General features: G+C 43.2%; 24 protein-coding genes and 1 pseudogene. 15 read left to right on the plus strand and 10 right to left on the minus strand.

Annotated features, from left to right (window positions below):
- Positions 1–3: 3 nt before the first annotated feature.
- The 5 genes from WFI24_RS00285 to WFI24_RS00305 all read right to left on the minus strand — a co-directional run bounded on the left by WFI24_RS00285 (position 4) and on the right by WFI24_RS00305 (position 5,524).
- Positions 4–1,053 (minus strand): ABC transporter ATP-binding protein, encoded by a 1,050-nt coding sequence (locus WFI24_RS00285; RefSeq protein WP_336757884.1) that lies wholly within the window; start codon positions 1,051–1,053, stop codon positions 4–6.
- Complete coding sequence (locus WFI24_RS00290) at positions 1,050–2,804, minus strand: ABC transporter permease (RefSeq protein WP_336757886.1); 1,755 nt, start codon at positions 2,802–2,804, stop codon at positions 1,050–1,052. The genes WFI24_RS00285 and WFI24_RS00290 overlap by 4 nt, the downstream gene beginning before the upstream one ends.
- A 17-nt stretch (positions 2,805–2,821) precedes the next feature.
- On the minus strand, positions 2,822–3,817 hold the full coding sequence (locus WFI24_RS00295; protein ID WP_442956185.1) for an ABC transporter substrate-binding protein: 996 nt from the start codon (positions 3,815–3,817) through the stop codon (positions 2,822–2,824).
- Positions 3,818–3,895: 78 nt separating this feature from the next.
- Positions 3,896–4,762, minus strand: a complete 867-nt coding sequence (locus WFI24_RS00300) for a Cof-type HAD-IIB family hydrolase (protein WP_336757889.1) — start codon at positions 4,760–4,762, stop codon at positions 3,896–3,898.
- Between the two features lie 27 nt (positions 4,763–4,789).
- The gene (locus WFI24_RS00305) at positions 4,790–5,524 is read right to left on the minus strand and encodes an MBL fold metallo-hydrolase (RefSeq protein WP_336757890.1); all 735 of its coding nucleotides are present in this window, start codon (positions 5,522–5,524) and stop codon (positions 4,790–4,792) included.
- Between the two features lie 257 nt (positions 5,525–5,781).
- Here WFI24_RS00305 and WFI24_RS00310 point away from each other — a divergent pair, with 257 nt between their 5' ends.
- A complete protein-coding gene (locus tag WFI24_RS00310) occupies positions 5,782–6,681 on the plus strand; it encodes a sugar-binding transcriptional regulator (RefSeq protein WP_336757891.1) in 900 nt (299 codons plus the stop codon).
- Between the two features lie 247 nt (positions 6,682–6,928).
- Here WFI24_RS00310 and WFI24_RS00315 read toward each other — a convergent pair whose 3' ends face one another.
- Together WFI24_RS00315 and WFI24_RS00320 are read right to left on the minus strand one after the other, a co-directional pair.
- Positions 6,929–7,276 (minus strand): GerAB/ArcD/ProY family transporter, encoded by a 348-nt coding sequence (locus WFI24_RS00315; protein ID WP_336757893.1) that lies wholly within the window; start codon positions 7,274–7,276, stop codon positions 6,929–6,931.
- A 237-nt stretch (positions 7,277–7,513) separates the two neighbouring features.
- Positions 7,514–8,008 (minus strand): MarR family winged helix-turn-helix transcriptional regulator, encoded by a 495-nt coding sequence (locus WFI24_RS00320; protein WP_336757895.1) that lies wholly within the window; start codon positions 8,006–8,008, stop codon positions 7,514–7,516.
- A gap of 369 nt (positions 8,009–8,377) precedes the next feature.
- Between WFI24_RS00320 and WFI24_RS00325 the strand changes: the two genes are divergently transcribed.
- The 3 genes from WFI24_RS00325 to WFI24_RS00335 are packed head-to-tail and all read left to right on the plus strand — an operon-like array spanning position 8,378 to position 10,030.
- Entirely contained in the window at positions 8,378–8,734 is a 357-nt protein-coding gene (locus tag WFI24_RS00325; RefSeq protein WP_145326089.1) for a DoxX family protein, read from the plus strand.
- Between the two features lie 29 nt (positions 8,735–8,763).
- Complete coding sequence (locus WFI24_RS00330) at positions 8,764–9,531, plus strand: pirin family protein (RefSeq protein ID WP_336757896.1); 768 nt, start codon at positions 8,764–8,766, stop codon at positions 9,529–9,531.
- A gap of 46 nt (positions 9,532–9,577) precedes the next feature.
- On the plus strand, positions 9,578–10,030 hold the full coding sequence (locus WFI24_RS00335) for a MarR family winged helix-turn-helix transcriptional regulator (protein ID WP_336757898.1): 453 nt from the start codon (positions 9,578–9,580) through the stop codon (positions 10,028–10,030).
- 288 nt (positions 10,031–10,318) lie between these two features.
- On the opposite strand, the pseudogene WFI24_RS00340 reads toward WFI24_RS00335, so the two are convergent.
- A pseudogene (locus WFI24_RS00340) lies at positions 10,319–11,074 on the minus strand (hypothetical protein).
- A 143-nt stretch (positions 11,075–11,217) separates the two neighbouring features.
- On the opposite strand from WFI24_RS00340, the gene WFI24_RS00345 reads away from it, so the two are divergent.
- A complete protein-coding gene (locus WFI24_RS00345; protein WP_336758741.1) occupies positions 11,218–12,108 on the plus strand; it encodes a LysR family transcriptional regulator in 891 nt (296 codons plus the stop codon).
- Here the strand turns inward: WFI24_RS00345 and WFI24_RS00350 are convergent.
- Complete coding sequence (locus WFI24_RS00350) at positions 12,105–12,722, minus strand: GNAT family N-acetyltransferase (protein ID WP_336757900.1); 618 nt, start codon at positions 12,720–12,722, stop codon at positions 12,105–12,107. The two genes, WFI24_RS00345 and WFI24_RS00350, sit on opposite strands and share 4 nt — an antisense overlap.
- Before the next feature lie 182 nt (positions 12,723–12,904).
- Here WFI24_RS00350 and WFI24_RS00355 point away from each other — a divergent pair, with 182 nt between their 5' ends.
- From WFI24_RS00355 to WFI24_RS00375, 5 genes are all read left to right on the plus strand, one after another.
- On the plus strand, positions 12,905–14,095 hold the full coding sequence (locus tag WFI24_RS00355) for a helix-turn-helix transcriptional regulator (protein ID WP_336757901.1): 1,191 nt from the start codon (positions 12,905–12,907) through the stop codon (positions 14,093–14,095).
- Between the two features lie 180 nt (positions 14,096–14,275).
- On the plus strand, positions 14,276–15,016 hold the full coding sequence (gene map, locus WFI24_RS00360) for a type I methionyl aminopeptidase (RefSeq protein WP_336757902.1): 741 nt from the start codon (positions 14,276–14,278) through the stop codon (positions 15,014–15,016).
- A gap of 81 nt (positions 15,017–15,097) precedes the next feature.
- Positions 15,098–16,324 (plus strand): DUF418 domain-containing protein, encoded by a 1,227-nt coding sequence (locus tag WFI24_RS00365; RefSeq protein WP_336757904.1) that lies wholly within the window; start codon positions 15,098–15,100, stop codon positions 16,322–16,324.
- Between the two features lie 634 nt (positions 16,325–16,958).
- Entirely contained in the window at positions 16,959–17,330 is a 372-nt protein-coding gene (locus WFI24_RS00370; RefSeq protein WP_336757905.1) for a DUF7674 family protein, read from the plus strand.
- Positions 17,331–17,939: 609 nt separating this feature from the next.
- Positions 17,940–19,067, plus strand: a complete 1,128-nt coding sequence (locus tag WFI24_RS00375) for a GntR family transcriptional regulator (protein WP_336757907.1) — start codon at positions 17,940–17,942, stop codon at positions 19,065–19,067.
- Between the two features lie 65 nt (positions 19,068–19,132).
- Here WFI24_RS00375 and WFI24_RS00380 read toward each other — a convergent pair whose 3' ends face one another.
- Positions 19,133–21,616 (minus strand): family 43 glycosylhydrolase, encoded by a 2,484-nt coding sequence (locus WFI24_RS00380; protein ID WP_336757908.1) that lies wholly within the window; start codon positions 21,614–21,616, stop codon positions 19,133–19,135.
- Between the two features lie 262 nt (positions 21,617–21,878).
- Here WFI24_RS00380 and WFI24_RS00385 point away from each other — a divergent pair, with 262 nt between their 5' ends.
- The 5 genes from WFI24_RS00385 to WFI24_RS00405 all read left to right on the plus strand — a co-directional run bounded on the left by WFI24_RS00385 (position 21,879) and on the right by WFI24_RS00405 (position 26,367).
- The gene (locus WFI24_RS00385) at positions 21,879–22,838 is read left to right on the plus strand and encodes an ArsR/SmtB family transcription factor (RefSeq protein WP_336757910.1); all 960 of its coding nucleotides are present in this window, start codon (positions 21,879–21,881) and stop codon (positions 22,836–22,838) included.
- A complete protein-coding gene (locus tag WFI24_RS00390) occupies positions 22,828–23,268 on the plus strand; it encodes a cupin domain-containing protein (RefSeq protein ID WP_336757912.1) in 441 nt (146 codons plus the stop codon). The genes WFI24_RS00385 and WFI24_RS00390 overlap by 11 nt, the downstream gene beginning before the upstream one ends.
- A gap of 11 nt (positions 23,269–23,279) precedes the next feature.
- The gene (locus WFI24_RS00395) at positions 23,280–23,606 is read left to right on the plus strand and encodes an AraC family transcriptional regulator (protein ID WP_336757914.1); all 327 of its coding nucleotides are present in this window, start codon (positions 23,280–23,282) and stop codon (positions 23,604–23,606) included.
- A 339-nt stretch (positions 23,607–23,945) separates the two neighbouring features.
- Entirely contained in the window at positions 23,946–24,869 is a 924-nt protein-coding gene (locus WFI24_RS00400; RefSeq protein WP_336757916.1) for an ArsR/SmtB family transcription factor, read from the plus strand.
- 205 nt (positions 24,870–25,074) lie between these two features.
- Positions 25,075–26,367, plus strand: coding sequence for an ABC transporter substrate-binding protein (locus WFI24_RS00405; RefSeq protein ID WP_336757917.1), 1,293 nt, complete (start codon positions 25,075–25,077; stop codon positions 26,365–26,367).
- Positions 26,368–26,415: the final 48 nt, after the last annotated feature.

Raw genomic sequence — 26,415 nt, forward strand, 5'->3', positions numbered from 1 at the left:
ACGTCACACTCCTTCACTGCCGATGGAAGAAAGACTCAGACTGACTTGTTCATTCAGGGCGAAAGGAAGAGGGGAGATGACTTCCCAACGTTTCGTATCACTACGAATATCATAGTGAAATTCTTTCCCTTGAAACTGAACATTGGCGATCTCGCCCAATATGCCGACTTCACTGGAAGGTTGTAAATGGAACTCATCGGGTCTAACGGGGTACAACCCGTTGGATTTAAAATAGTTCGCAACATGCTTGCCAGGCCAAGCAATATTTGTACCGCCTTCAGGGATGAACATATCTGCATCCCAGTGTCCCTTGACCAAATTCGACTTCGATACAAACCTCGCCACGAATTCGGTCTCTGGCCGCAAATAAATCTCCTGCGGCGTTCCAGCCTGTTCAATCCGACCATCCTTCATCACGATAATTCGGTCAGCCATGGCAAGGGCTTCGCCCTGATCATGAGTAACATAAACTACGGCTGATTTCGTATTCCGATGTACTTGTTGAATCTCACGCCGCATGTCCATGCGAAGCATGGCATCCAAACTGCTGAGGGGTTCATCCATCAGCAGCAATGAGGGCTGGGGAGCGATGGCGCGTGCAATAGCGACGCGTTGTTTTTGTCCTCCGGATAACTCATGCGGCATACGTTCGGCCAGATGGGACAGTCCCGACATATTCAGGACTTCCTGAATGCGGTTCTGCTCGTTATTTTTAATATGAGGAGGTGTTGATTTATGTGTTCGGATGGGAAAACGGACATGTTCGGAAACATTCATATGCGGCCACAGTGCGAAGGACTGGAACACCATGCCGATTCTGCGTTTCTCCGGAGGTAGCAATGTCCCTGAACCTGCAACTACCTTGCCATCCATCAGAACATTACCGCTGCTTGGCTGCTCAAATCCGGCAAGAATACGCAGCAATGTGGTTTTTCCACAGCCTGACGGTCCAAGGATCGCGACGAATTCGCCATCCTTAATCGTTAAATCAATGGAATGAAGAGCCTGGTAACTTCCGAAAGATTTGCTAACCTGTTGAATCTGGATACTCATGACTTCACTCCCTTACGAGTTGCCCAGCGTTGAGCGATGAGCAAAATTACGCCGCCTGCCGCAATAAGTGCGACAATCAGACTGGACAATGCAGTTGAATAGAGGGTATCTCCTGCCTGTTCAAAACTAAATATGGTAACACCAATGGTCTGTGAACCTGATGAATATAACAATGCCGATACAGTAAGCTCGGTCAGGGCAGTCAGGAAGACCAACATACCTCCGGTCAGAATACCCGGCAGCAGTAAGGGCAGCAGAACAGCAGTCCATTTACGCCAGAAACCGGCTCCGGATATCCGTGCGGCTTCTTCCATGGATGCATCCAACTGCATGAATGAAGTGACACTTGAACGGATCTGAAGAATAAGGAATCGGCAGATGTAGGCAATAAACAAAATGGTCATGGTGCCATAGATGCCAGGGTTCCAGCCGGGAACCGGCTCCATCCATACCAGAATCATGGACAGTGCGAACACAATGCCGGGTAGTGTATAGGGAACAGCAGTGGCCAGTTCGGCCATTTTATTGAATTGATTAGGCTTCCGAACTCGTATATAAGCAAATCCTGAACCAATAATCAGACAAGCCAGCATCGTGACTAGAGAGAGGACAAGGCTGTTCTGGATCGCCTGCCATACACGCTCATTCTCGAAGAGAATATATCTATAATTGTCCAGGGTCATATTGGCACGAGTCAGCCCGAGACCAAACGCTCTTTTTAAAGACATCGAGATCATTGAAGACAACGGAATAATTGTAATCAGTGCGAGACCTGCCCATATGGAGAAGGTCAGCGGCTTGCGCATGCGACCCAAATTATACCTTGGGGTAAGATCGGGTTGCATCGTATCCGAAGCATGACTTTTACGTAAAAGAATCCACTGCAACAGACTGCCGATTACCGCAGCAGCACCGAGTAGTACAGATAACGATGCACCACGGGCAAATGCCGAAGGGCCGAATCCAATAATCTCTTCATATATAAGTGTACTGAGAACGGAAATATTCACAGGTGTGCCCAGGAAGGCAGGTATTCCGAAATTGTCCAGCGAAGCCAGAAAAACCAGCAATCCGCCCGCCGTGAGACCCGGAAGAGCAAGAGGCAGTGTAATACGACGGAAGACCTCGATCCTGCTGGCACCACCAGCTCTGGCCGCCCACTCCAGATCACGCGGGATTTTGCGGAGTACATCCAAAGTGAACATATACACCAATGGAAAATGATGAATACCCATCACAAACACGATGCCGCCCATACTGTACATGCTCCAAGGAGCCAGATCGGGATGAATCCATTGCAGCAGATGTGCGAGCCAGCTCTGTGACCCGGTAAATGAAGACCAGGACAACGTGAGAACATAAGAGGGAAGAATAAAACAAAGCATGATTCCCATATGAAGGGCTGATTTGTGTCGTATATCCGTATAGGCGACGACCCAGGCCAATGCAGTTCCAATCACGAGTGAGAACACAGTTGAACCGATGACGATATATACAGTATTGCGTAATGTGGACCAGAAGCGCTCCTGCTGAAGCAATTCGTTATAATGTGATAACGTTAACCCTTGCTCACCCTGAAAGCTGAGAAGAACCAGCTTCAGGATGGGGTACACAAAGAATAATAGAACAGCTATAGCACCCAACAGGGCGATCAATCGATTCCAACGAAACAGGCTGGGGAGGGAGAAACCGGACTTGCGCTCGTTATCTTGTCCCCTAAGAATGATCATGTTTCTCTTCAATTTCTCCATTCAGACAGCTCCAATCCTTACTCGCCAAACACATTAATGAATTGCTGTTTATCTGTTTCACGATCCGCTGCAAGTTTGGCCGCATCGCCAGGCAAAATCTTCATTTCTGATACACCTTTCAATCCTTCAGGTGGGGCAATACCTTCACGAATAGGGGAGTAACCGATCTCGGCAGACAACTTCTGGCCCTCTTCAGAGAGAATGAAATCTACAAAGGCTTGAGAAGCCGGTACGTTGGTAGCTTCTTTCATAATCCCGATCGGTTCTGTAATGATGGGAACGCCTTCTTCTGGATAGATCAGTTCAACTGGAGAACCTTTCGCTTTTTCGCGTGCTACGAGGTAATCCACGACGACGCCATATGATTTTTCACCGCTGGCTACAGCTTTCATAACGGCACCATTTCCTTTAATTACGGCCATGCCATTCATCTTGGTTTCCTGTAGAAAATCCCATCCAAACCCATCTGTTCGACTAAACACACCGATGTTATATGCTGCTGCACCCGAGTATAAGGGACTCGGCATAATACTTGCGTCCTTACTGTCCGGCAGGGTCAGCACTTGCCAAGATGTTGGTTGAGTAGTGACTTTTTGGGTGTTGGTAGTGAGTACCGTTGCCATAACTTTCGTACCGGCGTACATACCGTCCGGATCAACCAGATCTGTCGGGATTTCACTTAGCTCTGGGGACTTGTACGATTGTAGAAGGTCATCTTTTTTCAGATTTTCAAAGGTAACTGCATCGGCCAGCAGGAGTACATCCGCCTGAGTTTTACCCGCTTGGCGTTCTGCCTGAAGCTTGGCAGTGACTTCTTCGGTCCCGGAACGGAAGATGCTGACTTGAACATCAGGATATTTATCGTTAAACGCCTTTACCAGTTTGCCTGCATCTTCTTCTGGCTGGGATGTATAGAATGAAAGCTTACCTGAGACTGTGCTCGAAGCTGCGCCTGAACTATCTTGATCTGTCGTAGCTTGTCCCTGTGCAGAACAACCGCTGAATACAATCATGCCTGCCAAAAGGGGCAGTAGTAACGACTTTTTGAATGGAATCACAGATAATCTCTCCTTTGGTGTCTAGCTGATAGATTAAAGTAAGAACGTATGGATTGCCTGCGCAACGCCATCTTCAGCGTTGCTGCCAGTGACAACATTAGCGATTTCCTTCACATGAAGCTCTGCATTTCCCATGGCGATTCCTAATCCTGCCCATTGCAGCATGTCCAGATCGTTATCATAATCCCCGGCTGCAGCTACCTGTTCGCGTTCGATCTGATGTGCATGACATAAACGTTCCAGTGCGCCTCGTTTACTGACTCCGGCTGAATTAACATCAAACCGCAAAATTCCTGTTCGTGTACATTGGAATAACCCTGATTCTTCAAGGGTACGAAATAGGTTTTCGCGTGAGTCGTGGTCTGTACAGATCACGGCTGCTTTGAACAGCATGCCTGGCATCTGGTTTACAAAGGTTCTGAAATCCTTTCCGACTTCAACGAAGCGAATAAGATCAGCCTTTATAGCATCAAGTTCATCACGTTCTTCGAAAGAATCCAATTCCGGTCTGTTGACCCTATTGTTGATGGCCCAGTTCCTATTGATATCATTAATCTCTTGAACATAGAGGACATTGTATCCATAGAAATGGATGTAGGCTCCTTCTTGCTGGATGACATCCAACATGAACAGCATATCTTCTATTTTCAACGCAACGCCATCAAGCAGTTGTCCTGTCAAGGGATCTACCGTCACGGCACCGTTTAGTGCAACCAGTGGAAAATTCATGGAGACTTCCCTAGCGTGTGACCATACGGAAGCGGGAAATCGCCCAGATGCAATCGTGACATTCACTTCCGCTGAGATTAATTGTTGAATGGAACTTCGTGTCATAGGTGTTATTATTTTATCTGGATTGAGCATTGTACCGTCCAGATCAAGGGCTAACAATCTGTACATGAACATATTCCTCCCGAATCGATTAACTTACACAACATACATACAAAGTGGTTCGGGTATATCCACAGGCCCTTGGAAAGAGCGACTTGCTTCATCCCGCATGAACTCCAGATCGCCATCTCCGGGAAGATGGACAAGGACGAGCTGCTTGACGTTAGCCTGACCAGCAATCATGCCTGCCTGAAGTGCATTCATATGTCCTTGGCCAGTTGTGTGTACGCTGCCTTCACAGATGGTAGCCTCACATAGAAAGATGTCTGCATCACGAGCAAGTTCGATAAGAGAATCACAGTACGAGGTATCACCGGAATACACCAGCACCTTCCCTTGATATGTGATCTTAACGGCATAGCATGTAATGGTATGCTGCACCTGTACAAATTCGATTTCTGCGCCAGCAAGCTGAATTTTGGATGAAGGATCAATCGAGATGACCTCGGTATGTTCACCATATAGACCATTCAGAATATCCACTGGATTATCCGGTGCATACAGCTTCAGTTTATTCAACATGCGACCATTGCGGATCGCACCCGCTGCAGCATATTGAAGGACTCCCAGATCGGCGATATGATCATGGTGCAAGTGAGACAAAATAACACCGGATAGATCTTCCACGCATGTCTCGCTGGGGAGTTTACTCATAACGCCGCTGCCACAGTCCAACAAAATCTGCCCTTCATCTGTGGTTACAAGGTATCCCGCAGTTGCTCCGCCAGCGGCGGGATAACCACCCCAGTAACCTAATATCTTCACATTCATCTTTGCACCTCTGTCTGTCTTAATCTGCATTATTTACAAATGTTCCGTACAGTTACAATTGTAAAAAGGGTTTGTTTCTCTCGTGTCAACCGAAAGTCAATCTTTTGTAAAACTGCTTTTGGCAAAGTTATCCTGGCTTGACTCCGCCGCGAATCCCATTTTATAGTGGGAAATGTGTAAGAAGGGAAATTTAAACGTCAAAGGCGGACTTATATGTGAATATAGACGAACGCAAAAATATGATAAGAGTCTGTAAGATGTATTATTATGAATCCTGGACACAGGAGAAGATTGCGGAGAAGTTAGGTGTATCCAGGCCAGTCATCTCCAAGATGCTGCAACGTGCGAAGGAAGAGGGCATTATTGAGATTGTCATTCATGATGATGATTACGAAACGTCCAAATTGGAGAAAAAACTGGAAGACTTATTTAACCTAAAACAGGTGTTGGTCGTTCCAACTAAGGATCTGAATAAAGAGTTGTTGTCGAGTGCTGTAGGCAAGGCTGCCGCTCAATTTGTCCAAAAATTGATTAAAAACGGTGACCGTGTGGGTGTCTCATGGGGCAATACGCTCTATCATATGGTGCGAGAGTTCCCTTTGGAGAAAAAAGAGAATGTCAAAATCATTCCACTGGTGGGTGGAACAGGGAATTCGCGCAATGAAATGCACTCCAATCAGATCGCCTATGAGTTATCCAACAAAATGGGCGTAACCTGTGATACGTTATATGCTCCGGCCGTTGTGGAAACAGAAGAGTTAAGGGAGCAGATTGTTGGCATGCCTAATATTTCGGCTGTTCTTAAAGAGGGGGAGAATATCAATCTCGCTCTGGTGGGGATCGGAAATCCGTATTCCATGTCAACGATGGAACGATCGGGTTATCTGAATGAGCAAGTGTTAACTGAATTAGAAGCACTCCACACGGTAGCAGATATTAATTCTGTGTTTATTACTCGAGAAGGTACAATCACTGAGCATCCCATTAATCATAGAGTCATTGGCCTTGGACTGGAGCAGTTAAAGAAGACTAAAACGGTGGTAGGCATGGCCTTTGGTCTGCACAAAATCGACTGCATCCTGGCTGCTTTGCGGGGAGGGTATATTAATATGCTCATTACGGATGAAGCCACGGCAAGTCAAATTACGAAAATTTGATGTTCAAGGATCATCCTTTCATTTCGCTAATGAAACAAGTTGAAGCCGAGACTAATTGTATAATCATGAAGCCAGGAGAACGACAAGGTTCTCCTGAGCACCTACAAGAAGGACTAACCACTTAGCCTACCTTTAGGGCTTCATTAGAAGCTTGTTTCCCGCCTTTTTTACGAATAAAACTAATGATGAGCAGCAACAATGGCAACAGGCCAAATAAAAAAATGGACATATTTCCGAGAAGATCACCCTAAGCTAACGTTTCCTCTAGGTTTTTGGGCAAGTAAGCAAACAAGTACAATATAGGCAACATCAATACGATGAACAGCGATTCATAACGCTCAAATAGAAAACCCTCAATTTCAAAACTTCGTACCATGTCAAACGTTGGCCACATCCGCGTCTCAATTCCCGGCAAAGATAAATTCCCTACCACTGTAGCAATCGTGATCAAATAGATAATCGTGCATATAAGGATGCTATATATTGCGGCTTTATTGCTCGCCTTCACGTCTGCCATGTAAGCTGTGAAGATGAGCAAAACTTCATATCCAGAATAGGAGAGACATGAGGGCTTGAGTCCCTTTATCACAGGCATAAATCCATCGCCTTAGAAGGGGCCTGAGATTATCGATTTCAAGGATCTTGGTGCTAGGTATTGATATTGATATTAGATGTGGATTGCTTCATTGGCCTTCAACTCCAAACCGAAGAACATATTTCTAGGTAGTATCGCCCAATGAAGTTGTTTTATGTAAGTTTTGTATATGGAGTTTAGAATAACCCCCTTGAAGGTAGAAGAAGTTAAATGCACCTTTGGAGGGGGGGTTAAGTCCTAGAGGAAACCCTCTAGGTTGGATGAAATTTTTCGAGATACCGAGATTAACAGCTCACGTTCTTGTTCCGAGAGATCTTGTGATGCAGCTTCCTCTATTTTTGTCCAAACGGAAACAGCCTCGTCAACGAGTTGTCGACCATTTTCAGTTAGTGTAACTAGCGTAACGCGCCCATCTTTGGGTGATTTAGAGCGAGTGACCAGGCCAGATTCTTCTAATCGCCGAACGGATTTGGCAACCGTTGAATGGTCCAAGCGCATCGTCCGTCCGAGACTCTGCTGCGATTGTCCGTCTTGTTCTCCTAATTGCATTAACATAATTTCTTGTCCAGTAAATAGTCCAACTTCACGCAACAAGTGCGCAGCTAAACCACGATGTGATCTCGCCATGGAAAAAATCGCAAAGTTAATGGGGAATTGTTGGATGACATGCATTTCTTTTTCTACATCAGATGTATTGGAGTCTGGTTTGTGTTCTTCTTCAAAGTTGTTCATCACTTTTCACCTTTCCGCTTGTACTTCTATAAGCGTAGTGAATAATTCAACACTTGTAAAGTGAGGGAGTTATAAATGGAAATGCCCTAAAACAGCTTCGCTGTAGTAGGGCGTAGAAAAAGTTGCCCGTCTGTACCTTCAAATATATCGCCTAAAGGAACCCCGGGAGAGAGTCGAATTGCAGTGCGACTTGCTCCAATTTCCTCAGCTACAGCTTTTACTACCTCGATGGCACAGTAATTTTAATGCCTGCAAATTAGAACTTGCAATAACTCCAACTTTTTAATTGACAGCCATATAGCCTAATGATAGAATTATTTATCCTAAAGGTAGGATAAATAATTCTAGGGTAAAGAGGAGATTGAATTTATGAGTATTCTATCCATTGTTCTGCAGGTCATATTGGGGTTAGGGTTCCTAATGTTTGGGTTTATGAAGTTTGGGTCCAAGCAGATGGTGGAGGGATTCAAGCATTATGGATATCCCGGAGCGTTTCGAGTGTTTACTGGACTGATCGAAGTCATTGCAGCAGGTTTAGTTATTGGAGGTATTTGGAGTGAGAATTTAGCTGCTTGGGGTGGTTTAGTCATCGTTGTAACGATGATCGGTGCCATTCTTACTCACATTAAAGTTAAGGATCAATTGAAACAAATGCTCATGCCGATCATTCTATTAGTGCTGGGATTAGTTGTATTGTTAATCAATTACGGGTCTTTGTTTGTGTGAGTAGTGAGTTAATCTAAGGAGAGATTATAATGGGAATCCAAATTATTAAACCTAGAGATCAAGCGAGTGGTCAGTTCGATGGCGGTAAAATACAAGAACAAAAACCTATTGGTTTTTCTGGAGAAGGATCCATCATTACTCGTCTAGGTCCCTTATTTTACTGGGCTTGGGCTCACTCTCAGGAACCTGCAGAAATCGGTTTGCATCCACATAAAGGTTTCGAAATCATCACCTATGTCATTAAAGGTAAGGCATATCATCAGGATACACTGGGTACGGAAAGTGTTGTAGAAGAAGGGGGAACCCAACTGATGCAAACAGGCTCTGGGGTGTACCATGGCGAGGCTTTGAAGGAACCAACAGAGATATTTCAAATCTGGTTTGAACCTCATTTAAGTCAAGCGGTTAAACGTCCCCCTGTTTATGTACAATTCAATTCTAATCAGTTTTCGGTAGTAGATATAGACGATGTGAAGATCAAAAAAGTTTTAGGAAACGATTCTCCCATGCAAATCGTGACAGATGCCCAAATGTGGGATGTATTTATTCCACAAGGGAAGGTATACACACATAACCTTTCCGTGAACCGTACGTTGGCAAGTTTAGCGATTAGAGGGGATGGAACTCTTGCTTTAGATACAGGGGAACCCACTCATTTCTCACATAAGGACTTTATGATTACTCAATCAAAGGAAGAAGAGGGACTCATCATAAAAGCTGTAGATCAAGACCTTAGAATTGTACTCATTGAAGTTCCTACAGAAGTTGCGTATCCTTTATATAATAAACCAAGATAACCAATGGTGACTTTTCTTGCAGTCATCTAATTAGGAGGTTCGCTACATGTTTCAAGGAGATGAACAAAGTCAGATTGATTTAAGACTTTTCCGTGTGTGGATAAAAGCAAGTAAAACGGTTTTTGATGATGTTACAAAAGATATAGAAAGTTACGGCATTAGTAACGAGAACTTTATGGTTTTGGAACTCCTCTATAATAAGGGACCACACACGGTTCAAAATATAAGTGAAAAATTTTCTATCCCTAGTGGGAGTATCACATATGTAGTAGATAAGCTTGAAAAGAAAGAATTAGTAAAACGGGAACCAAGTCCAACAGACCGTCGATCATCAAATGTAGTCATTACGGATCAAGGTCAAGCCTTATTTAAAGAAATCTTTCCTCAACACGTTGAGGTAATCTCTAAGAATCTTTCCTATATTACCAATGAAGAAAAAATACAGTTAACTAATCTTCTCAAGAAAATCGGATTAGGCTCTAGTCATACCCAATCATGAATTGAGCTGAGACCGATGCAGGTGGCGTCAGTATGGAGCAGATTAAGAAGAATATTGAACTTCTGGCCACAACCATTGTACCTGCTATTAAGAAACACACCATGAATAACAAACTAATTTGACGTTATAGGTAGTAGTAAAAAACGAAGGCAGTTACCTTCGTTTTTTTATAAGCATATTAATCCATATGGAATGAGAGATCTCCCGAGGCATATACAACTTGAAAACCACATTTATCCATGTGAAAGGAAATCATTTTATAGATGAAAGAGTGGTTTCCTCACTTGTTTATCCATTTACACTAAGCGTGAGCAATTGTTTAAGGTTGTCATCAATAAATGTATTATCCGCACTGTTGATTCCACGACCCGCAAAGTGCCCCCAGATCGATTCGATAGTTTTTAGCACCGCATTAGGCATGAGCTTAACCTCGTATTCGTTATCTTACGCCGTACAAAAGAGATCCGTGCTTCCTGGCATAACGTAGGCAAGGGCTTGAATGCTTTTGAGTGCCTGATCAAAATCCCCGTTATAGGAGGGGTTGGCACTAATGTCTGCATGTTCGCCTGTCATAACATCGTCAAGACATTGTGTGGATCCATCGTCATAAACACAGCCTCCCAGAAGTCGGCCACAAATGCTGCGACTGAATCAAATCCCAACTCACGATACGACGAGAGCAATCTTTTGAATATCGAATTTCTCGGTCACCAGTCGATGTTGCAATGTTACGTTGTCATAGATGGTTACCTGAGGAAAATTAGCCTGATCAAATGGGGGAGGCGTGTTACTAGGGGACGAAGATAACCCGTTGCCTAATAGATTCGGCACGATAATGAAGTATTTCTCCGGATCGAGTGCCATGCCGTTTCCAATTAACCATTCGTTCTGCACATGCTGGTCACCAAAAGCCGTTGGATAAATGATGACATTATCTTTCTTCTCATTTAATTTTCCATATGTCTTATACGCAAGAAAAGCGTTCGGTAATGTCACTCCGGATTGCAAGGTCACATCACCCAAATTAAAAATTTCATATTCCATCATTTTGTCTCTCCCTTCAAGATGAAACTACATAAGTAAAATGTAATTTCTTGTTGTCAGTATAGGCCTGTGGTACTCTCAATAAAAGTGAATAGAAATCAATGGAGTATTCAATATTATTGAAAGTAAAGGGGAATTGAATGATGGAATTGCGCCAACTAACGACATTCCGCACAGTGGCATACACGTTGAATTTCACTCGAGCTGCGGAAGCGTTGAATTATGTTCCTTCAAACGTCACGATGCAAATTAAAGCATTGGAGAATGAGCTTGGCGCTCGTCTCTTTGACCGACTAGGTAAACAACTGGTACTGACTACTGCGGGTAAACGTTTTCTAACACATGTGAACAGCGTTCTGGATCAACTCGAGGAAGCTCGCAGTGAGGTTCATGACAATGAGCAACTGAGCGGCACCATAACGATAAGTGCCAACGAGGTACTCTGCTCCTATCGCCTTCCAGTTGTCTTTCGTCTGTTTCGTTTGCGTCATCCGGGCGTTCGTCTCATCTTCCGTTCCGTTCCCAATCAACAACTCAAGCAAACGCTCTTTGAGGGAACCGCGGATGTTGTCTTTATGTTGGATGAATCCATTCGCTCAACTGGACTTGCCGTGGAACCGCTGATCGAAGAAACATTCCGCTTTTTCGCGGCCCCAGACCATCCACTTGCGAATCAAACTGTACTACAGCTGGAGGATTTCCACGGTGAAGTGTTTCTGACGAATGAAAAGGGCTGTACTTATCGAACCATGTTTGATCGTTCATTTGAGCAAAAAGGCATGGATACTATTACATACTTGGAATTTCAAAATGCCGAAGCCATCAAACAATGTGCCATTGCAGGTATTGGTATTGCTTTTCTTCCTGAGATAACCACGGGAGAAGAAGTTAAACGGGGAGATCTGGTTGTCCTCCCATGGCAAATTCCAGACTTGCACGTGTACACACAGATGTTATGGCACAAAGACAAGTGGCTTTCGCCAATCCTACTATCTTTCATCGAAGCAGCAAGAGAGGTTATCGCGATTGATTAGACTGTTTTGTTGTCCTCTAAGCATTTTTGCATAAATATCACTTTCTTGAAGCCAGCCTTTACAGTAACTGGGGCGGATTTCAGTTCTTTTTGGATCCTATAACCGAAATGCTTATATAATTTTTGTGCAGATGGATTCGTATCAACAACCTCCAAATTGATCTTAGTCATGTGTTGATTCATTGCGAGCTGTTCCACCTTACGTAGTAACAATTTGCCTATTCCATGGCCGCGAGCTTCTTCTGATACAACAATAGGGTCAATATGCAAGACATCTTCTTGATACAAATGGAATTTTAAATAAAATGCATAACATAAAAATCGCCAAGTCGCTTCAAATGGGGAGTACACGTTACGGAAAGCTCTATAATTGGCTGGTGTGAATGCTCTTTTCCCAATATTGTATCCCAGAAATCCCACCACTTCTTCATTTCTTAATGCATATATACCTTGTTCAAATTGAATAGACTGAGATAATAGCTTGACAGCTTGTTCTTTTGTTTTTGCATAAAACCACAGATGTTTAACTTTCAATGGAAAAGCTTCGTAAAATAAATGAGCAACTTGTTCATGTTGTTGTACATGAAGCTGCTGTGTGATTTCAATTTGGTTCATGGATATCTCCCCAATCCTTCATATAAGAGTTAATGGATGTTCTATCATTCATTTTCCTAAAATGAAGCAGCGTGAACAATTCACATTTCTTTGAGTTGTTGGTACATTTCTTAGATTTCTTCTTATGTTGCTCGTGTATTACTTATGATTAGTTAACTTGCAGTGAAAGGGGAAGATACAGGATGAGTGCTAAGGGTTATTTGGCCCACCGTTCTCCCGCGAACGTACAGTTTCTAAAAGTTAAAGATGAGCCGTTCCGATGGCATAATTCCATCGAAGTGGTGATTGTGTTGGAAGGTAGTATTCATGTTGCCATTGCAGATGAGCAAAGAACATTAGGTGCGGGTACAATAGAAATTTTCAATATCAATCAAGTTCACCGTTTATGGCAGACCGATGAAAACAATGTGGTACTGCAAATAAATATCGATGCTGAATTTGCAAAAGGGTATTACCCGGATTTATCATATGTCTGGTTTGCGCATGAATTTAGCCCAGGAGCATATCTAGGTTTAGAAAGAGTAGAAGGAATCATTGAAGAAATATGCACGTTAATTACTCCAAGTTTAACTTCGAGCGAAGTGCCATTGTTAACAGTCGAACATTTGCTGGACCTGCTCATTATGAATTTTGATGCGAAGAGAATGTTCGAAGGGAACGCAACCAGGCTGCAACGAATAGGACGAATATATGATTATTTGTTTAATCAAAGTGGGTTTATTAACAAAGCATCTTTGAATGACATCGCCAAACATACAGAGGAATTTTTAAATTTGGATTATTTATCATCACAATTCAAGCTATTGATAGGCGATACGCTGCAAAACTTGCTCCATTACTTACGCATTGAGCATGCCATTAAACAATTATTAACGACCGAACAGAGTCTGGTAGAAATATCAATCGAGAGTGGTTTTTCTTCACCCAGGTATTTTTATCAACGATTCAATAAGATCTTCCCAGAAGGACCAAAAGTATTTCGTGAACAACATATAAAGAAACGGGAGATGAAAGAACGCGTCAGAGAAGTCATTGATCCAGCATTAGTTCTTGCAAGACATCGTAGATTATTTAAAATTCCTGAGACGATCAGCAACGAACGAAATAGATGGATTTACATCGACATATTTGGACCTGACGAAGAAAAATCAACACTGGAAGAAACTTTGGATTCATTAAACTGTGACGATATTCAAGCTTTGACATTGATAATGAACCAATACAGGGAAAACGATATTTATCCTGTATTTGTCGTTAGAACAAGTAGTAGAGCTATTTCAGAACAGATAAGCACAATACAGAAACTACTTCAAAACTATACCCTTACTTACGGCGCAGAATATATGAAGGGATGGAGAATTGAACTTCAATAATATGAAGGAATAAGAGAGCAACTACAGTCACGAAGTTGATAAAAAAGTTGCGAAGCTTTGCTGCTTTGGATATGATTATCTAATGTTCAATCAACGTATACTATTTTACATTGCTTGAGTTATGCGAAAAGATAACACTTATGTAATCAATGGATGATAAAAGATAGTGAGGTAGAAAAAATGATCGCAAGAACAGAAGAAGACTTTAATGGTTTGAAGGAAATTGGTAAAATCGTCGGCTCTATTCGAGATGAATTGGTACAAAAAACAGTTCCAGGTATCACAACTAAAGAACTTGATGATCTAGCCGGAGCGCTTTTTGAGAAAGCAGGTGCCATTTCTGCTCCAAAAAGTGAGTATGATTTTCCAGGCTATACTTGTATTAGTGTTAATGATGAAGTGGCACATGGTATTCCGGGCGAGCGGGTTATTCAAGAAGGCGATATCGTGAATATTGATGTGTCTGGCTCCAAAAACAGTTATTTTGCAGATACCGGAATCTCGTTTGTCGTAGGCGAAGGCGAAGAAGTGTTAACGAAAATATGTGACGTTGTGAAACAAGCATTTGAAGCAGGTCTCAAAAAAGCAAAACCGGGTTCCAAAAAAAGCGGAATCGGAAAAGCCGTATTCCAAACAGCAAGACAGCATGAATTAACGGTTATTAAAAACCTTACAGGACACGGTGTTGGACGTGCGATACACGAAGCGCCTGATCACATCTATAATTATAACGATCCATCGGATGATGAATTGTTAAAAGAAGGTATGGTTATCGCATTCGAGCCGTTTATCTCAACTTCAGAAGAAGAAGTGTACCAAAAAGGAGACGGCTGGACCTTTGCTACTAAAAATAGCTATGTAGCTCAAATCGAACATACGATTATCCTTACTAAAAATGGTCCTATCATTGTCACCCTTTAAGGGTTCCGATTAAGAGTCGCTAAATTAGCGACTTTTTTACTATGTAGAACTGATCTTTATGTTATAGACAGAGGTGATGGATTGAGCACATCAACAAAGCGCGTCCAATTAATTGATGGACTGCGCGGATTCAGTCTGGCCGGCATCGTGATGGCGAATATGCTGGCTTTTCAATATGGAATGTTCGGCCAGAGTAAACCCCAACTGTTCGGGATCGGCGGTGCAGACCAAGCTTTCCTCTCGTTCCTGCTAATCACTGTGGTGGGTAGTTTTATGCCGATCTTTGGATTTATGTTTGGCTTCGGAATGATTAAACTGTCAGAAAGTCTTAAATCAAGAGATTTGCGACCAAAGTGTCATCTGGCTCGACGTTTTCTATTATTGTTTGGTATCGGAATGCTGCATATAATCTATCTTTGGGAAGGGGACATCCTGTCGTTTTACGGCGTACTCGGTTTCTTCCTGCTGATGTTCCTGAATCGGAAACCCAAGACGCTGCTCATATGGGCGGTACTGCTACTTGTCGGAGCAGGGCTACTTGGTCTCCCGGCATCCAATCCGATGGACCCGCTATCTATTGAGTCCACTCATATGAATAACTATATCATTCAAAGTCAGGATGTATACGGTAGTGGCACCTATGCGGAGATCAGGGATTTCAGCAATAACGGCGATCCATTTGGTGGGGAATTGGAGGTATCATACGCCCTAATAGCCCTAATCTTGGCCCCACTTATGACGATATCGATGTTCCTGCTAGGCATGCATGCCGCCAGAATGGGTACGTTTAACGATCCCCAGGCCATGAGACATACGTATCTTCGTCGTGCCTCGTTTTTGATTCCAATTGGTTTGCTTCTCAAAGCATATAGTGAATTGGCACCCAAATTAGGTGCGGGAGGATGGCCCGGAATCGGAATTGGCGGGACGCTTGGGGGAACGCTGCTTGCACTCGGATACATATATGCATTTGCGCTGTTGTACGCTGGAAGCCGCCATTCTAGCCTGATGAGCAGGTTCGAGGCGGTCGGCCGTCTTTCGCTGACCAATTACCTGATGCAGAGCGTCATCTGTACGACAATCTTTTATGGATATGGCCTGGGACTGTTTGGTCGTGCTGGCGTATTCATCGGAGCAATTATTGCAGTTGCTGTTTACGGAATTCAATTGTGGCTCAGCCCACTATATCTCAAGAAATTTAAAAATGGGCCGGTCGAGTATGTCCTACGGATTTGGACGTACCTATCCTGGAAAGGACAGCCAAGAAAGAAGAAAAAGCAGAGCCCAACTTTGCCTGAGAACGCTTAAGGTGTCTAGTAAGTAAGCATAAAGTGCTATTGAGAAACGTCACAAGAAGCCCGTTCTGATAAAAAGAAAGGGCTTATTTTGCTGTAGAAATCATCGTCACGAACTTAAAGCAAGACACGAATTTTTCACTTAACTTTAACGTTAGTTAGCAGCGAGTTTTTTCCTTTAGGATGGCGTTTTTCATGATTAATTTTGTGTGCTTATATTCCCTTTATTTGTTATACTCACTGGAGAATAAGAAATGACCCTAATGTTTCCTATTATAATTTGAAATTATTTATAGATTCAACATATCAACTTTTAATAATTGTACGTGCAGCGTTAAGGTATACGAATTGAAAGATGCAGTGTATATCTCCCGACCGTTGCTACTCGGACTTGAAAGGATCGTTATTGTGCTAAAAATAATTAACTTTCTTCTTTTCTTGCTGATCATTTGGGTAGTACTCCTGTATCCTTTTCGTTCTGCTTGGTTTGAAGGATTAAAGCAGATTCCTGAAGATCTTCATGGTGTTTATTTACTTTTCTTGTTCTTTGGATATCTGATATGTTCATCTGGTATGGGACTTATTGTTGGCAAGATGTTTTTTAAAAGAAAAGAACAGTAATTATGGGTAAGTATGGAGGTTGGAGAATGGACAGTGACATTTTAATCAAGCAATTCTTAAGACTTTTCCCTGAATTCCAAGATTGTTATATAGAACATTTAGATTTAAATCAAGAGTTTCTAGGACATGTGTTTTTTGGTGATGAAGTGGCTATTTATGTTGAAGGATTGCTTCGGGAAAATGATGACACAGAACAAATTGAGAAGTTTTTCATTTTTTTCGAATGGATGGCAACTCAAACGAGCCTTTATATTGTACAAGTTTTATCTACTACAGTATTATATGATCTGGGTGGGCATACAGATATTCTGCAAAAAGCTCAAACATATATGAAGCCACATACTAAAAGACTTTCTCAAGAAATAGAAGATCTGCACTCAGGGAAATATATTCTATAGATTAATGTGCAGGAGATCAGGTTGAAGTGTGTGTAAAGATAAGGGATATTGCATGTCTATTTCAGCATCTATTGATATCAGTTTATCAAAGCAAATCTCAAGAATAACTTCAACTAAGAAGGATTTCCTGCTGGAGTAATGTGTCTGATCTGGAGAGTAGAAGGAGCGAAATGCCCCTTCTTTTTCTTTGGCTGATTTTCTTAAAAGCTCTATCCAATCTCCTTCTTGAGTAACCTCAACGATCTTGCGCAAATCTGCAATAGAAATATTCGTAATCCGCAAACAAGTAATCAGATCTAACCAACTTAAGTCCTCTTCATTAAAACTCTTCTCCCACCTTGATCACGTTCAACGAATGGAGTAATTCTTCTTGCTCAAAAACCCGACATTATTTTCCTCGCATCCAAAGATGTCCCTGATAATTGTGTTATTGGAGGTGTACCTGCCAAAGTAATCAAAGAGCTTGAATCGTAGGTTTTTCTAATCAGGCGGAATGCATAGAAATCATTATCAACAGAATCCACAGGTAGGTATAATCAGCAGCTTTCACTTGGCGAAACTAGTTGTCCCAGAAGTAGAACACATAGTATAGTAAAAGTGGTGATTGTCATGAAAAACATACCATTATACAAGCAAATTCAACATGCAATAAAACATCAAATTACACTCGGAAATCTGCGTTCAGGAGACCGAATTCCTTCGGAAAAAGAGCTGGCCGAACAATTCCACGTCAGCTTAATAACGACCAAAAATGCTATGGCGGGGCTAGCGGAAGAGGGTGTGGTCGTTCGCATAAAAGGAAAAGGAACGTTCGTTGCTGGCCAAGCCTCGTTCAAACTACGCATACCAGTTGAGACTTACCAAAAAACAGACGAGAGCCTTGAGGTTCATCACATCCCGTTACCTCCAAAAGCAAAAGAAATGATAGGAATAATCATCCCGTCAATGCGCACCAAAGTGGAGCAGCGTCTGCTCGATGCAATTGAGAACGCTGTCAACGAAAACGGATATACGCTGGTTATTCGTGTTTCGAGAGGCAGTTCAGTGAAAGAACTCCTGGCTATTGAAGAGCTTTATGAGTTGAGAGTTGTAGGATTGGTGCTGTTTTCTATTGGGGGTGAACATGAACGACAAACGGTTGACAGAGCTTCAGAACTAGGGTGTCCTTATGTATTAATTGACCGTTATTTTACGGACAAACCAAACGTAAGCGTCTGCTCGGATAATATAGAGGGGGCGCATAAAGCGGTAACTAATTTGGTTAAGCAAGAGTTTCGACAGTTTGCTTTAGTTACCCCACCCAAGGAGCACAGCGTCGTGATCGAACGAATTGCAGGTTTTGAAAAAGCGGTGGAGAAAGCTCGTATATCACAGAAGGATATCATTCGTCTCACGGTGCCTTATGAAATTTTTAATGAATCGACTCAGCGTAGAGAGCAGATGTTGGACAATTGGATAAGTCAATATTATGGTCAATTTACAGCATTGGTGGCTGTTGACGTTGAACTAGCCCGTTTAGCTTATTATTCGTTAATCCGTACTATTGGCAAGGAGAGAGCAAAATGCATAGCAATCGTCACGTTCGATGATCCCGAGATCGATGGTATTGCCTATGTTCAGCAGGACGAAAAGATGATTGGTATACAGGCTGTTACCTTGCTATTGGATCAGATACATCACGACATACGAACCCCAAAAAAGCTCTTTGTCCCAATGGAATGGGTTCCATCATCATAACAACAAGAAAATAAAAAGAAGTGATCCGATATAACTACTGCCGGATCACTTCTTTTTACCCCTAATTATGGTGTTATACGGAAATTGTCGAACCGCGTGTGATTGTTCATGGTTCGCAGGCCGACTTTGCCATGTGTGAACGGATTCATGCTATTGTCCTTGTACGTAATCTTTGGTGTGCTCATATCACCAACGTACACTGTAATTGTCGTGCCAGATGTAACTACCTTCATATGCTGCCAGATACCTGAGGCAATTGAAAGGGGGACTGAAGCGAGTGTTTCGTAGCCGTAGTTCAGTTTGCCCAGGTAGACACCATCTGGCTTGATGAATGCATAGTATGCTTGTACATAATCCGGATTGTTCGCAAGTACTTTACCATTGGAAGGGTTGTTGACCCGAACCATTATTCCAGCATCCCCACTAGTATCAATAAGTTTAATGTTCGACTCAACCGTATAGTCAGCCCAAGACTCTTTGCCTATAGTGGTTTTTCCGAAAACGCCGTTGCCTGCAGAATCGAGCTCACCGCCAATAACTGACCAGTTTCCCTCGAATCGGGTCCAGCCATGATCATCGCCATCATTAAAATCATCCGCTATGCCTGCCACTGCCTCACCGCGCGTAAATGTCATATCGCTGAAATCAAATTCTCCTTTCACAAACTCAAACCGTAATTCATGATTTCCAGCAGTCAAATACAATCCCTGCATACTGGCCGTTGTCCATTTCTCCCAATCACCTGAATTAGGTGAACTTACGATGCCTGTCAGATCGGTTGCCCCGTCCCATACCCGGAAGCTTGCATCGTTAAATGTCGTGGCTAGTCGAACATTCAAATCATAGTACCCGGTCTCGGCTACATTGACGCGGTATTTAAGCCATTCGCCAGTCTGATTCCAGCCAACAACATTCTTGCCTTCAGCTGCGGAGATGCGAATATCAACTGCGTCCTTTCGATAGGCACCTCCAATATTAGCTGGTGTAAGATCATGATAAGCAATTCCTTCACTTCCATCCATATAATGAACGGCCTCAATCTTGCCGGGCAAAGGTTTATACGTGTTCCAGGCACTGCTACCGTTCGCTTTATTACTGAATGCCGTATAGCCAAAATCAGCGTGTGCATCCGTAGTTGTGTAACCGATCTTACCGCCATTGAGTCCATTAATTGTTCGAGTCTGCTTCTTCATTCCGTCCACATAAACAGTGAAGGATGAATCAGCCTTCTCTACACGGATCTGATGCCACTTGGAGTAGTCGTAACCTGCTGGAAGTGATGCATATTGCCAGCCTTGGCTCGCGCCGTCTACAACGTAATTCGTCTCCAAACGATTTTTATTGCGATTCAGTACCGCCATGCCATAAGAGTTCTCATTGGTATAGGAGAAGACAGCACCATATAACGGGTTTTCAGTGGAACCTTGTTTCATCTGTTTTAGGTTAAACTCGGCCGTATAATCACTGGCGCTATTGTCTGCTGTGATCTGACGGTAAGTTGATGCTGAACCTATGGTATCTTGCCACATGAGCTCTTGGTTATAAATCCCCCATGTGCCGCCACCAACATTTATCCAACGACTGCCGATCGATGTTCTGTTAAAGCGATCCTCAAAATCCGGCAATTCCGGATTTGGTTGAGATGCGGTTGTGGGGCCCTGCACGAGAAGTTTGTCTCCATTCCAAACGATCCGATCCATATTCATCTTACGTCCAGGGTAGGTTATATTCCCATCAGAAGCATGACTATGATAAACGATATAATCTGAATCAAGGTCAGGCCCTTTGATGATTGAATTGTGACCAAGTCCGACATTAGAGCCTTCGGTATTAATAAGGATTGGATTCAAGTTCCCCGCCGGTTTGAATCCAACCGTTGGACTGCTACCCGTTGCATAATCGACACGGTAAGCAGTGCTCCAAACGTGGTTTCCAGTGTAAGTCATGTAGTATTTCCCGTCTCGTTTGAATGTGGTTGATCCTTCAGTCCATCCAGCCATGGATAATCCGGTTGCGAGAGGGGGACCGAATGAGGTTGGACTTGTCATCGGACGCGCAGCAATTGTATTTGCCCCTGTGGAGTAAAAGTACCATTTCCCGTCATCGTCGATGAAGACATTGCCGTCAATGCCCATACCCAAGTTGCCTGTTTGAAGCGTGAATGGGCCAGTGGGGCTGGGACTGGAAAGTACGTAGTGACCACCGCCTCCCGGGGAGGTATACATATAGAATTGGCCGTTCCAATATACAACCTCGGGGGCATACGCCGCCTTGGTCACTGCCTCCGTCGAACATAAACCGCGATATGTCCAGTCAACCAGATTAGGGGATGACCATACTTTCACACCTATCGAGTCATCTACTGTGCTGACATACAGGTAGTAGGTCCCGTTGAACTTCAAGATATACGGGTCACCCTCACCATAAAAATCGCTATTCGACCACTGCCAAGAGTTTGATAAATTAAATGGATTATTGTAGGCATAAATATTGGCCGGCATCAGAAAGCATAAGGCTGCACTTAAAAACAAAATTCTCCATTTTTTCATATTGCAACTCCTTTATTTTTTAATGGCTTTTAAAAAATACATTTCAAAATAGAGAGAAACACACCTCCTGAATTCAAAATGTGAACGCTTTCTATACTGGAGTATAACAAAGGGGCGCACGGATTCTTATAACCAATTAGATATAATTTAAAGATTTTTATGCGTTAGGAGGGAGGTGGGCTGATAGACGGTTTAATTGTGTTTGTGCCGATTATTCAGTAGAATTGTCTTTAATTTCTATCGTCCAAAGGAGAACCGAACCGTGCTCGAACTTAGCTTTAATGACCCGGAAAAACTGGTAAGTGTCACTCATGCCCTGTCGATTCGTTCCCGAATTGACATTCTCCAGCTATTACATGCCAACAAATTAAACATTATTGAAATTGCGGAAGCACTGAACCTTCCCATATCCACAGTGGCGAATCATATCAAAGTGCTTGAAGCTGCACATTTAATAAGTACAGAAATGTTACCGGCTTCCCGCGGGGCCATGAAAGTATGTAGTCGCAATTATGATGACATTCACATCGCGTTGGATCGGATTACATCGTTTCCCAAACGTGATAAAAGTATCTACGAAGTTCAGATGCCGATAGGGCATTACAGTGACTGTGAGGTTGGACCAACATGTGGTATGGCAAGCAAGGAGGATATGATTCTGAAGGAAGACGATCCGGCCAGCTTTTATCACCCCAAGCATATTGATGCTCAGATTATCTGGCTTGCAAAGGGATACCTGGAATATTTGCTTCCGATGGATATTCCACAAGGCGCAACGATTGAAGATTTGGAATTGTCGATGGAAATCTGTTCTGAAGTAGCAACCTATAACAATGACTGGCCCTCGGATATTTCCGTTTGGGTTAATGGCATTGAGATCGGGATGTGGACAAGTCCCGGAGATTTGGGCGACCGCCGTGGTAAACTGAATCCGGCATGGTGGTCTGATGGTTCTACACAATATGGCATTCTCAAAAAATGGCGTGTGGACGACAACAAGACCATGCTGGACAAGGAGAAAATTTCGGATGTGTCCTTGTCAGACCTTGACCTCGGGGATAAACCCAAGTTAAGATTGCGCATTGGAATTCATCCGGATGCCAAGCATCAAGGGGGCATCAACCTGTTTGGCAAGGAGTTCGGGGATCATGAACAGAACATTATTATGCAGGTAAGGTATACGATGAATGCGGGTGATAGGGATGCGAGACATGGAAAATAACGGTACCCCATTTATCGTGAGTATCGAGCGGTTTAAACCGAACTGGTTTCATCTGGAGCAGGGCGAAGGTTTATTCAAATCTCATTCACATGCTTATGATGAACTGACACTTATACTGGATGGAGAAGGGTATTACAGTTCACCAGAGCAGAATGTCAAAGTCGTTGCGGGAGACCTTATTATGATCCCACCAGGCCTTTATCATGGTTTTGTGTGTACCGAGCCATGGCAGGGCATTTCCGTGCATTATTATCATGACCATCTACCGGTGCATAGTCGATATCTCTTCACGGGCAGCATCAACAAAGGAAGCGTATTCGGCTTGCTCATCTCAATAATGACAGTTTTCGCTGGGCAGAGATCAGTATATCCGAATTGGAGAAGGAGTGGCGGTCCGGCAACAAGCAGAGCGTTGACTCCAATCATTTGATACATCTAGCGATGGAGACTACACTACTACTATTCCAGCGGAATTGCTCGCTCGAAGTTCCTCATGCTGTTAACGATCCAACCGGTCAAGGCATAATTCAGGAAGTGCTGAAAGAGATTCATTCGGCATACTATACTCCGATTACGGTCAGTGAGTTAGCGTCTCGACACTTTCTGTCCGCAAGCAATCTGCGAAAGAAATTTACGGAAACCGTGGGCGTCTCACCGAAGCAGTACATTATCAATCTTCGTCTAATGGAAGCAAAGCGACTGTTACAGCAAACCAACGAAGAAGGTTATGGAGAACTGGACTTTTTTGATATTAAACCTGTGAATTAGATGTTTATATAATACGATCAGAACCCTGCCAGGCCCTCGCGGACCTTGGCGGGGTTTTGTCATTATGAAATTGCTCCTCCGCGTAGTTGTAAAAGCGGAACGTGAACGAAGTCGCTCATCTGTGTGTTCCGACTGCGCGCACTGAAGTACAAGCCATCCGTGAAACATGTAAATCTCTTGAAAGATTCAACTGGATATTGCGAGATTTATATCATTTGCGGGCTGGCACAACAACTCTATTTAATACAAAATAAATAGTTTAATACAGTAATATTGACTCTTTTGGGGCATACCAGTAAAATTATTGTAATATACTCATAAAATGAGGTGGCAATTGTAATGCTTGAGCTTAGTTTTGATGATCCGGACAAGCTTGTGACAGTGACTCATGCCTTATCCACACGCTCCCGAGTTGATATTCTCCGCCTTCTGACTTCGAAGAATCTGAATATTGTAGAAATCGCTGAAGCCCTCAAACTTCCCGTGTCTACCGTAGCAAGCAACATCAAGGTACTGGAGGCAGCACGGTTAATTAATACAGAACTGCTGCCCGCCTCTCGCGGAGCTATGAAGGTATGCAGCCGCAATTATGATGACATTCACATTGCGTTAAATACGGAGAAAGCCCTACCCAAAGGGGGGATACAGGTTTATGAGGTAGATATGCCTATTGGTCATTATAGTGATTGCGAAGTATCTCCTACTTGCGGCATGGCAAGTGCCGATGGGATGATTATAAAAGAAGACGAGCCTGCCAGCTTTTTTCACCCCAAACATATTGGAGCCCAAATTATGTGGTTCCGCAAGGGTTATGTAGAGTATTTGATGCCACTTGAGATCCCGACTGGGGCTCGGATTGAATCGCTTGAACTGTCCATGGAAATCTGCTCCGAAGCGCCCAATTACGACCACAACTGGCCTTCGGATATCTCCGTTTGGATTAATGGCCTCGATATTGGTACCTGGACGTGTCCAGGAGATTTTGGAGATCGAAGAGGGAAGTTGAACCCAGCTTGGTGGCACGAATGGTCTACTCAGTATGGATTGTTGAAGACATGGCGAGTGGACGGGGAAAAGACCACTCTGGATATGGAAAAGATCTCTCCTGTAACGTTGAATCAACTTAATCTGGAGAACACCCACAAGTTGAGGGTGCGTGTGGGCATTAAACCGGATGCGGTTTACCAAGGGGGGGTCAACCTCTTTGGGCGACAATTTGGAGATTATGATCAGAATATTAGAATGACAGTGAACTATGAATAGATCAGGAAAAATTGTGAAAAGAAGCTTTAGTTACAGGATATCCGTAACTAAAGCTTCTTTTTCGATTGACAATTACATAAATATCATTTGAAAGCGTTGACATAGAAAAAGAACGCCGATATAATCCCTGTATAGATACAAATATTATGTAATAAATCAATAATATCGTTTGTATCTATAAAACAAGAACAAAGGGGATATTCGCATGAAAAGAAGAATGGGTCTATTGGCACTCACATTACTTTTCTCACTATCGATGGTTCTAAGCGCATGTAGTGGAAGCGGAAACGGTACTGGAGAAGGGGACTCCGGTGATGGAAAAGTGACATTGTCTTTCTGGACGCTATTCGATGGTGGCGACGGTGCGAACATGCAGACATTGGTTGACGAATTCAACAAAACCCATCCGAACATTGAAGTGAAAAATACCAAGCTTGCCTGGGGCGAGTATTATACCAAACTTGTCACCGCAGTTGGAAACGGCAACGGACCGGATATTGGCATATCCCATTCCTCCAGGCTGCCGGATCTGATCGATCAGGGCGTTGTAACTGAGCTCGACACACCTGCTACAGATGCAGATGTGAACTGGGATTCTTACAACCAGAATCTTCTGGATGCGGTTACAGTGGAAGGTCAGCATTATGCAGTGCCTATTGATACACATGCTTTTATCATGTTCTACAACAAAAAGTTACTTAAAGAAGCAGGTCTGCTCGGTGAAGATGGAAAACCCAAACTGGAACAATCTGCTGACGGATTTGTAAGTTTCCTTCAAACGTTAAAAGAGAAGCTGCCAGCCAAGGTTACTCCGTTTGCACTGTCCAATAACAATGATGATCCTTTCCGTCTTTGGTGGTCATTGTATACGCAATTGGGTGGCAATGATGTAATATCGGACGATCTGAAATCCGCGGCCATTGATAAAGAAAAAGGGATTCAAGCAGCCGATTACATCCAGAAGTTGTATACCGAAGGATACATCAAGAAAAATGATCCGGATTTCTATAAAAATTTCCAAAGTGGAACTGCCGCAATTACCATGACGGGTGTCTGGACAACAGGAACATGGGAATCCACCAAAGATTTTGAGTTTGGTGCCATGCCAATACCCAAATTTTACGATCAGGAAGCAACATGGGGAGACTCCCACACGATTATTCTGCCTTTGACTCAGGATGAAGACGAAGCAAAAAGTAAAGCGGCCATGATTTTTGCCGATTGGGTTGCAGATAATGGCCAGGTATGGGCAAAAGCTGGCCATATTCCTTCCAAACCATCCGTTTTGGAAAAACAGGAATTTAAGGATATGCCTTACCGCAGCGATTATTCCGAAGTGGCAAGTGTCGTTAAATTCAGCAAACAATCAACCAAAACTGCCCAAATCCGTGAAGAAGTCGCCTTTAAATTTTTGAATGAAGTATGGGTCAACAAAATGACACCGGCTGATGCCATGAACAACATGGAGACAGGCATTCAGAAAATACTGAGTGAATAGAAGACGGGTCACGCAAGCTTGCGCATGAGGAAGTATTATCGCGGGCTT

This window comes from Paenibacillus sp. USHLN196, from assembly GCF_037144955.1.
Taxonomy (GTDB): domain Bacteria; phylum Bacillota; class Bacilli; order Paenibacillales; family Paenibacillaceae; genus Paenibacillus; species Paenibacillus xylanexedens_C.

Bases quoted from the DNA above. Each gene is read 5' to 3' on its own strand.
- WFI24_RS00285 (WP_336757884.1), bottom strand. From the start codon at position 1,053: ATGAGTATCCAGATTCAACAGGTTAGCAAATCTTTCGGAAGTTACCAG.
- WFI24_RS00290 (WP_336757886.1), bottom strand. From the start codon at position 2,804: ATGGAGAAATTGAAGAGAAACATGATCATTCTTAGGGGACAAGATAAC.
- WFI24_RS00295 (WP_442956185.1), bottom strand. From the start codon at position 3,817: ATGATTGTATTCAGCGGTTGTTCTGCACAGGGACAAGCTACGACAGAT.
- WFI24_RS00300 (WP_336757889.1), bottom strand. From the start codon at position 4,762: ATGTACAGATTGTTAGCCCTTGATCTGGACGGTACAATGCTCAATCCA.
- WFI24_RS00305 (WP_336757890.1), bottom strand. From the start codon at position 5,524: ATGAATGTGAAGATATTAGGTTACTGGGGTGGTTATCCCGCCGCTGGC.
- WFI24_RS00310 (WP_336757891.1), top strand. From the start codon at position 5,782: ATGTATTATTATGAATCCTGGACACAGGAGAAGATTGCGGAGAAGTTA.
- WFI24_RS00315 (WP_336757893.1), bottom strand. From the start codon at position 7,276: ATGCCTGTGATAAAGGGACTCAAGCCCTCATGTCTCTCCTATTCTGGA.
- WFI24_RS00320 (WP_336757895.1), bottom strand. From the start codon at position 8,008: ATGAACAACTTTGAAGAAGAACACAAACCAGACTCCAATACATCTGAT.
- WFI24_RS00325 (WP_145326089.1), top strand. From the start codon at position 8,378: ATGAGTATTCTATCCATTGTTCTGCAGGTCATATTGGGGTTAGGGTTC.
- WFI24_RS00330 (WP_336757896.1), top strand. From the start codon at position 8,764: ATGGGAATCCAAATTATTAAACCTAGAGATCAAGCGAGTGGTCAGTTC.
- WFI24_RS00335 (WP_336757898.1), top strand. From the start codon at position 9,578: ATGTTTCAAGGAGATGAACAAAGTCAGATTGATTTAAGACTTTTCCGT.
- WFI24_RS00345 (WP_336758741.1), top strand. From the start codon at position 11,218: ATGGAATTGCGCCAACTAACGACATTCCGCACAGTGGCATACACGTTG.
- WFI24_RS00350 (WP_336757900.1), bottom strand. From the start codon at position 12,722: ATGAACCAAATTGAAATCACACAGCAGCTTCATGTACAACAACATGAA.
- WFI24_RS00355 (WP_336757901.1), top strand. From the start codon at position 12,905: ATGAGTGCTAAGGGTTATTTGGCCCACCGTTCTCCCGCGAACGTACAG.
- map (WP_336757902.1), top strand. From the start codon at position 14,276: ATGATCGCAAGAACAGAAGAAGACTTTAATGGTTTGAAGGAAATTGGT.
- WFI24_RS00370 (WP_336757905.1), top strand. From the start codon at position 16,959: ATGGACAGTGACATTTTAATCAAGCAATTCTTAAGACTTTTCCCTGAA.
- WFI24_RS00375 (WP_336757907.1), top strand. From the start codon at position 17,940: ATGAAAAACATACCATTATACAAGCAAATTCAACATGCAATAAAACAT.
- WFI24_RS00380 (WP_336757908.1), bottom strand. From the start codon at position 21,616: ATGAAAAAATGGAGAATTTTGTTTTTAAGTGCAGCCTTATGCTTTCTG.
- WFI24_RS00390 (WP_336757912.1), top strand. From the start codon at position 22,828: ATGGAAAATAACGGTACCCCATTTATCGTGAGTATCGAGCGGTTTAAA.
- WFI24_RS00395 (WP_336757914.1), top strand. From the start codon at position 23,280: ATGGAGACTACACTACTACTATTCCAGCGGAATTGCTCGCTCGAAGTT.
- WFI24_RS00400 (WP_336757916.1), top strand. From the start codon at position 23,946: ATGCTTGAGCTTAGTTTTGATGATCCGGACAAGCTTGTGACAGTGACT.
- WFI24_RS00405 (WP_336757917.1), top strand. From the start codon at position 25,075: ATGAAAAGAAGAATGGGTCTATTGGCACTCACATTACTTTTCTCACTA.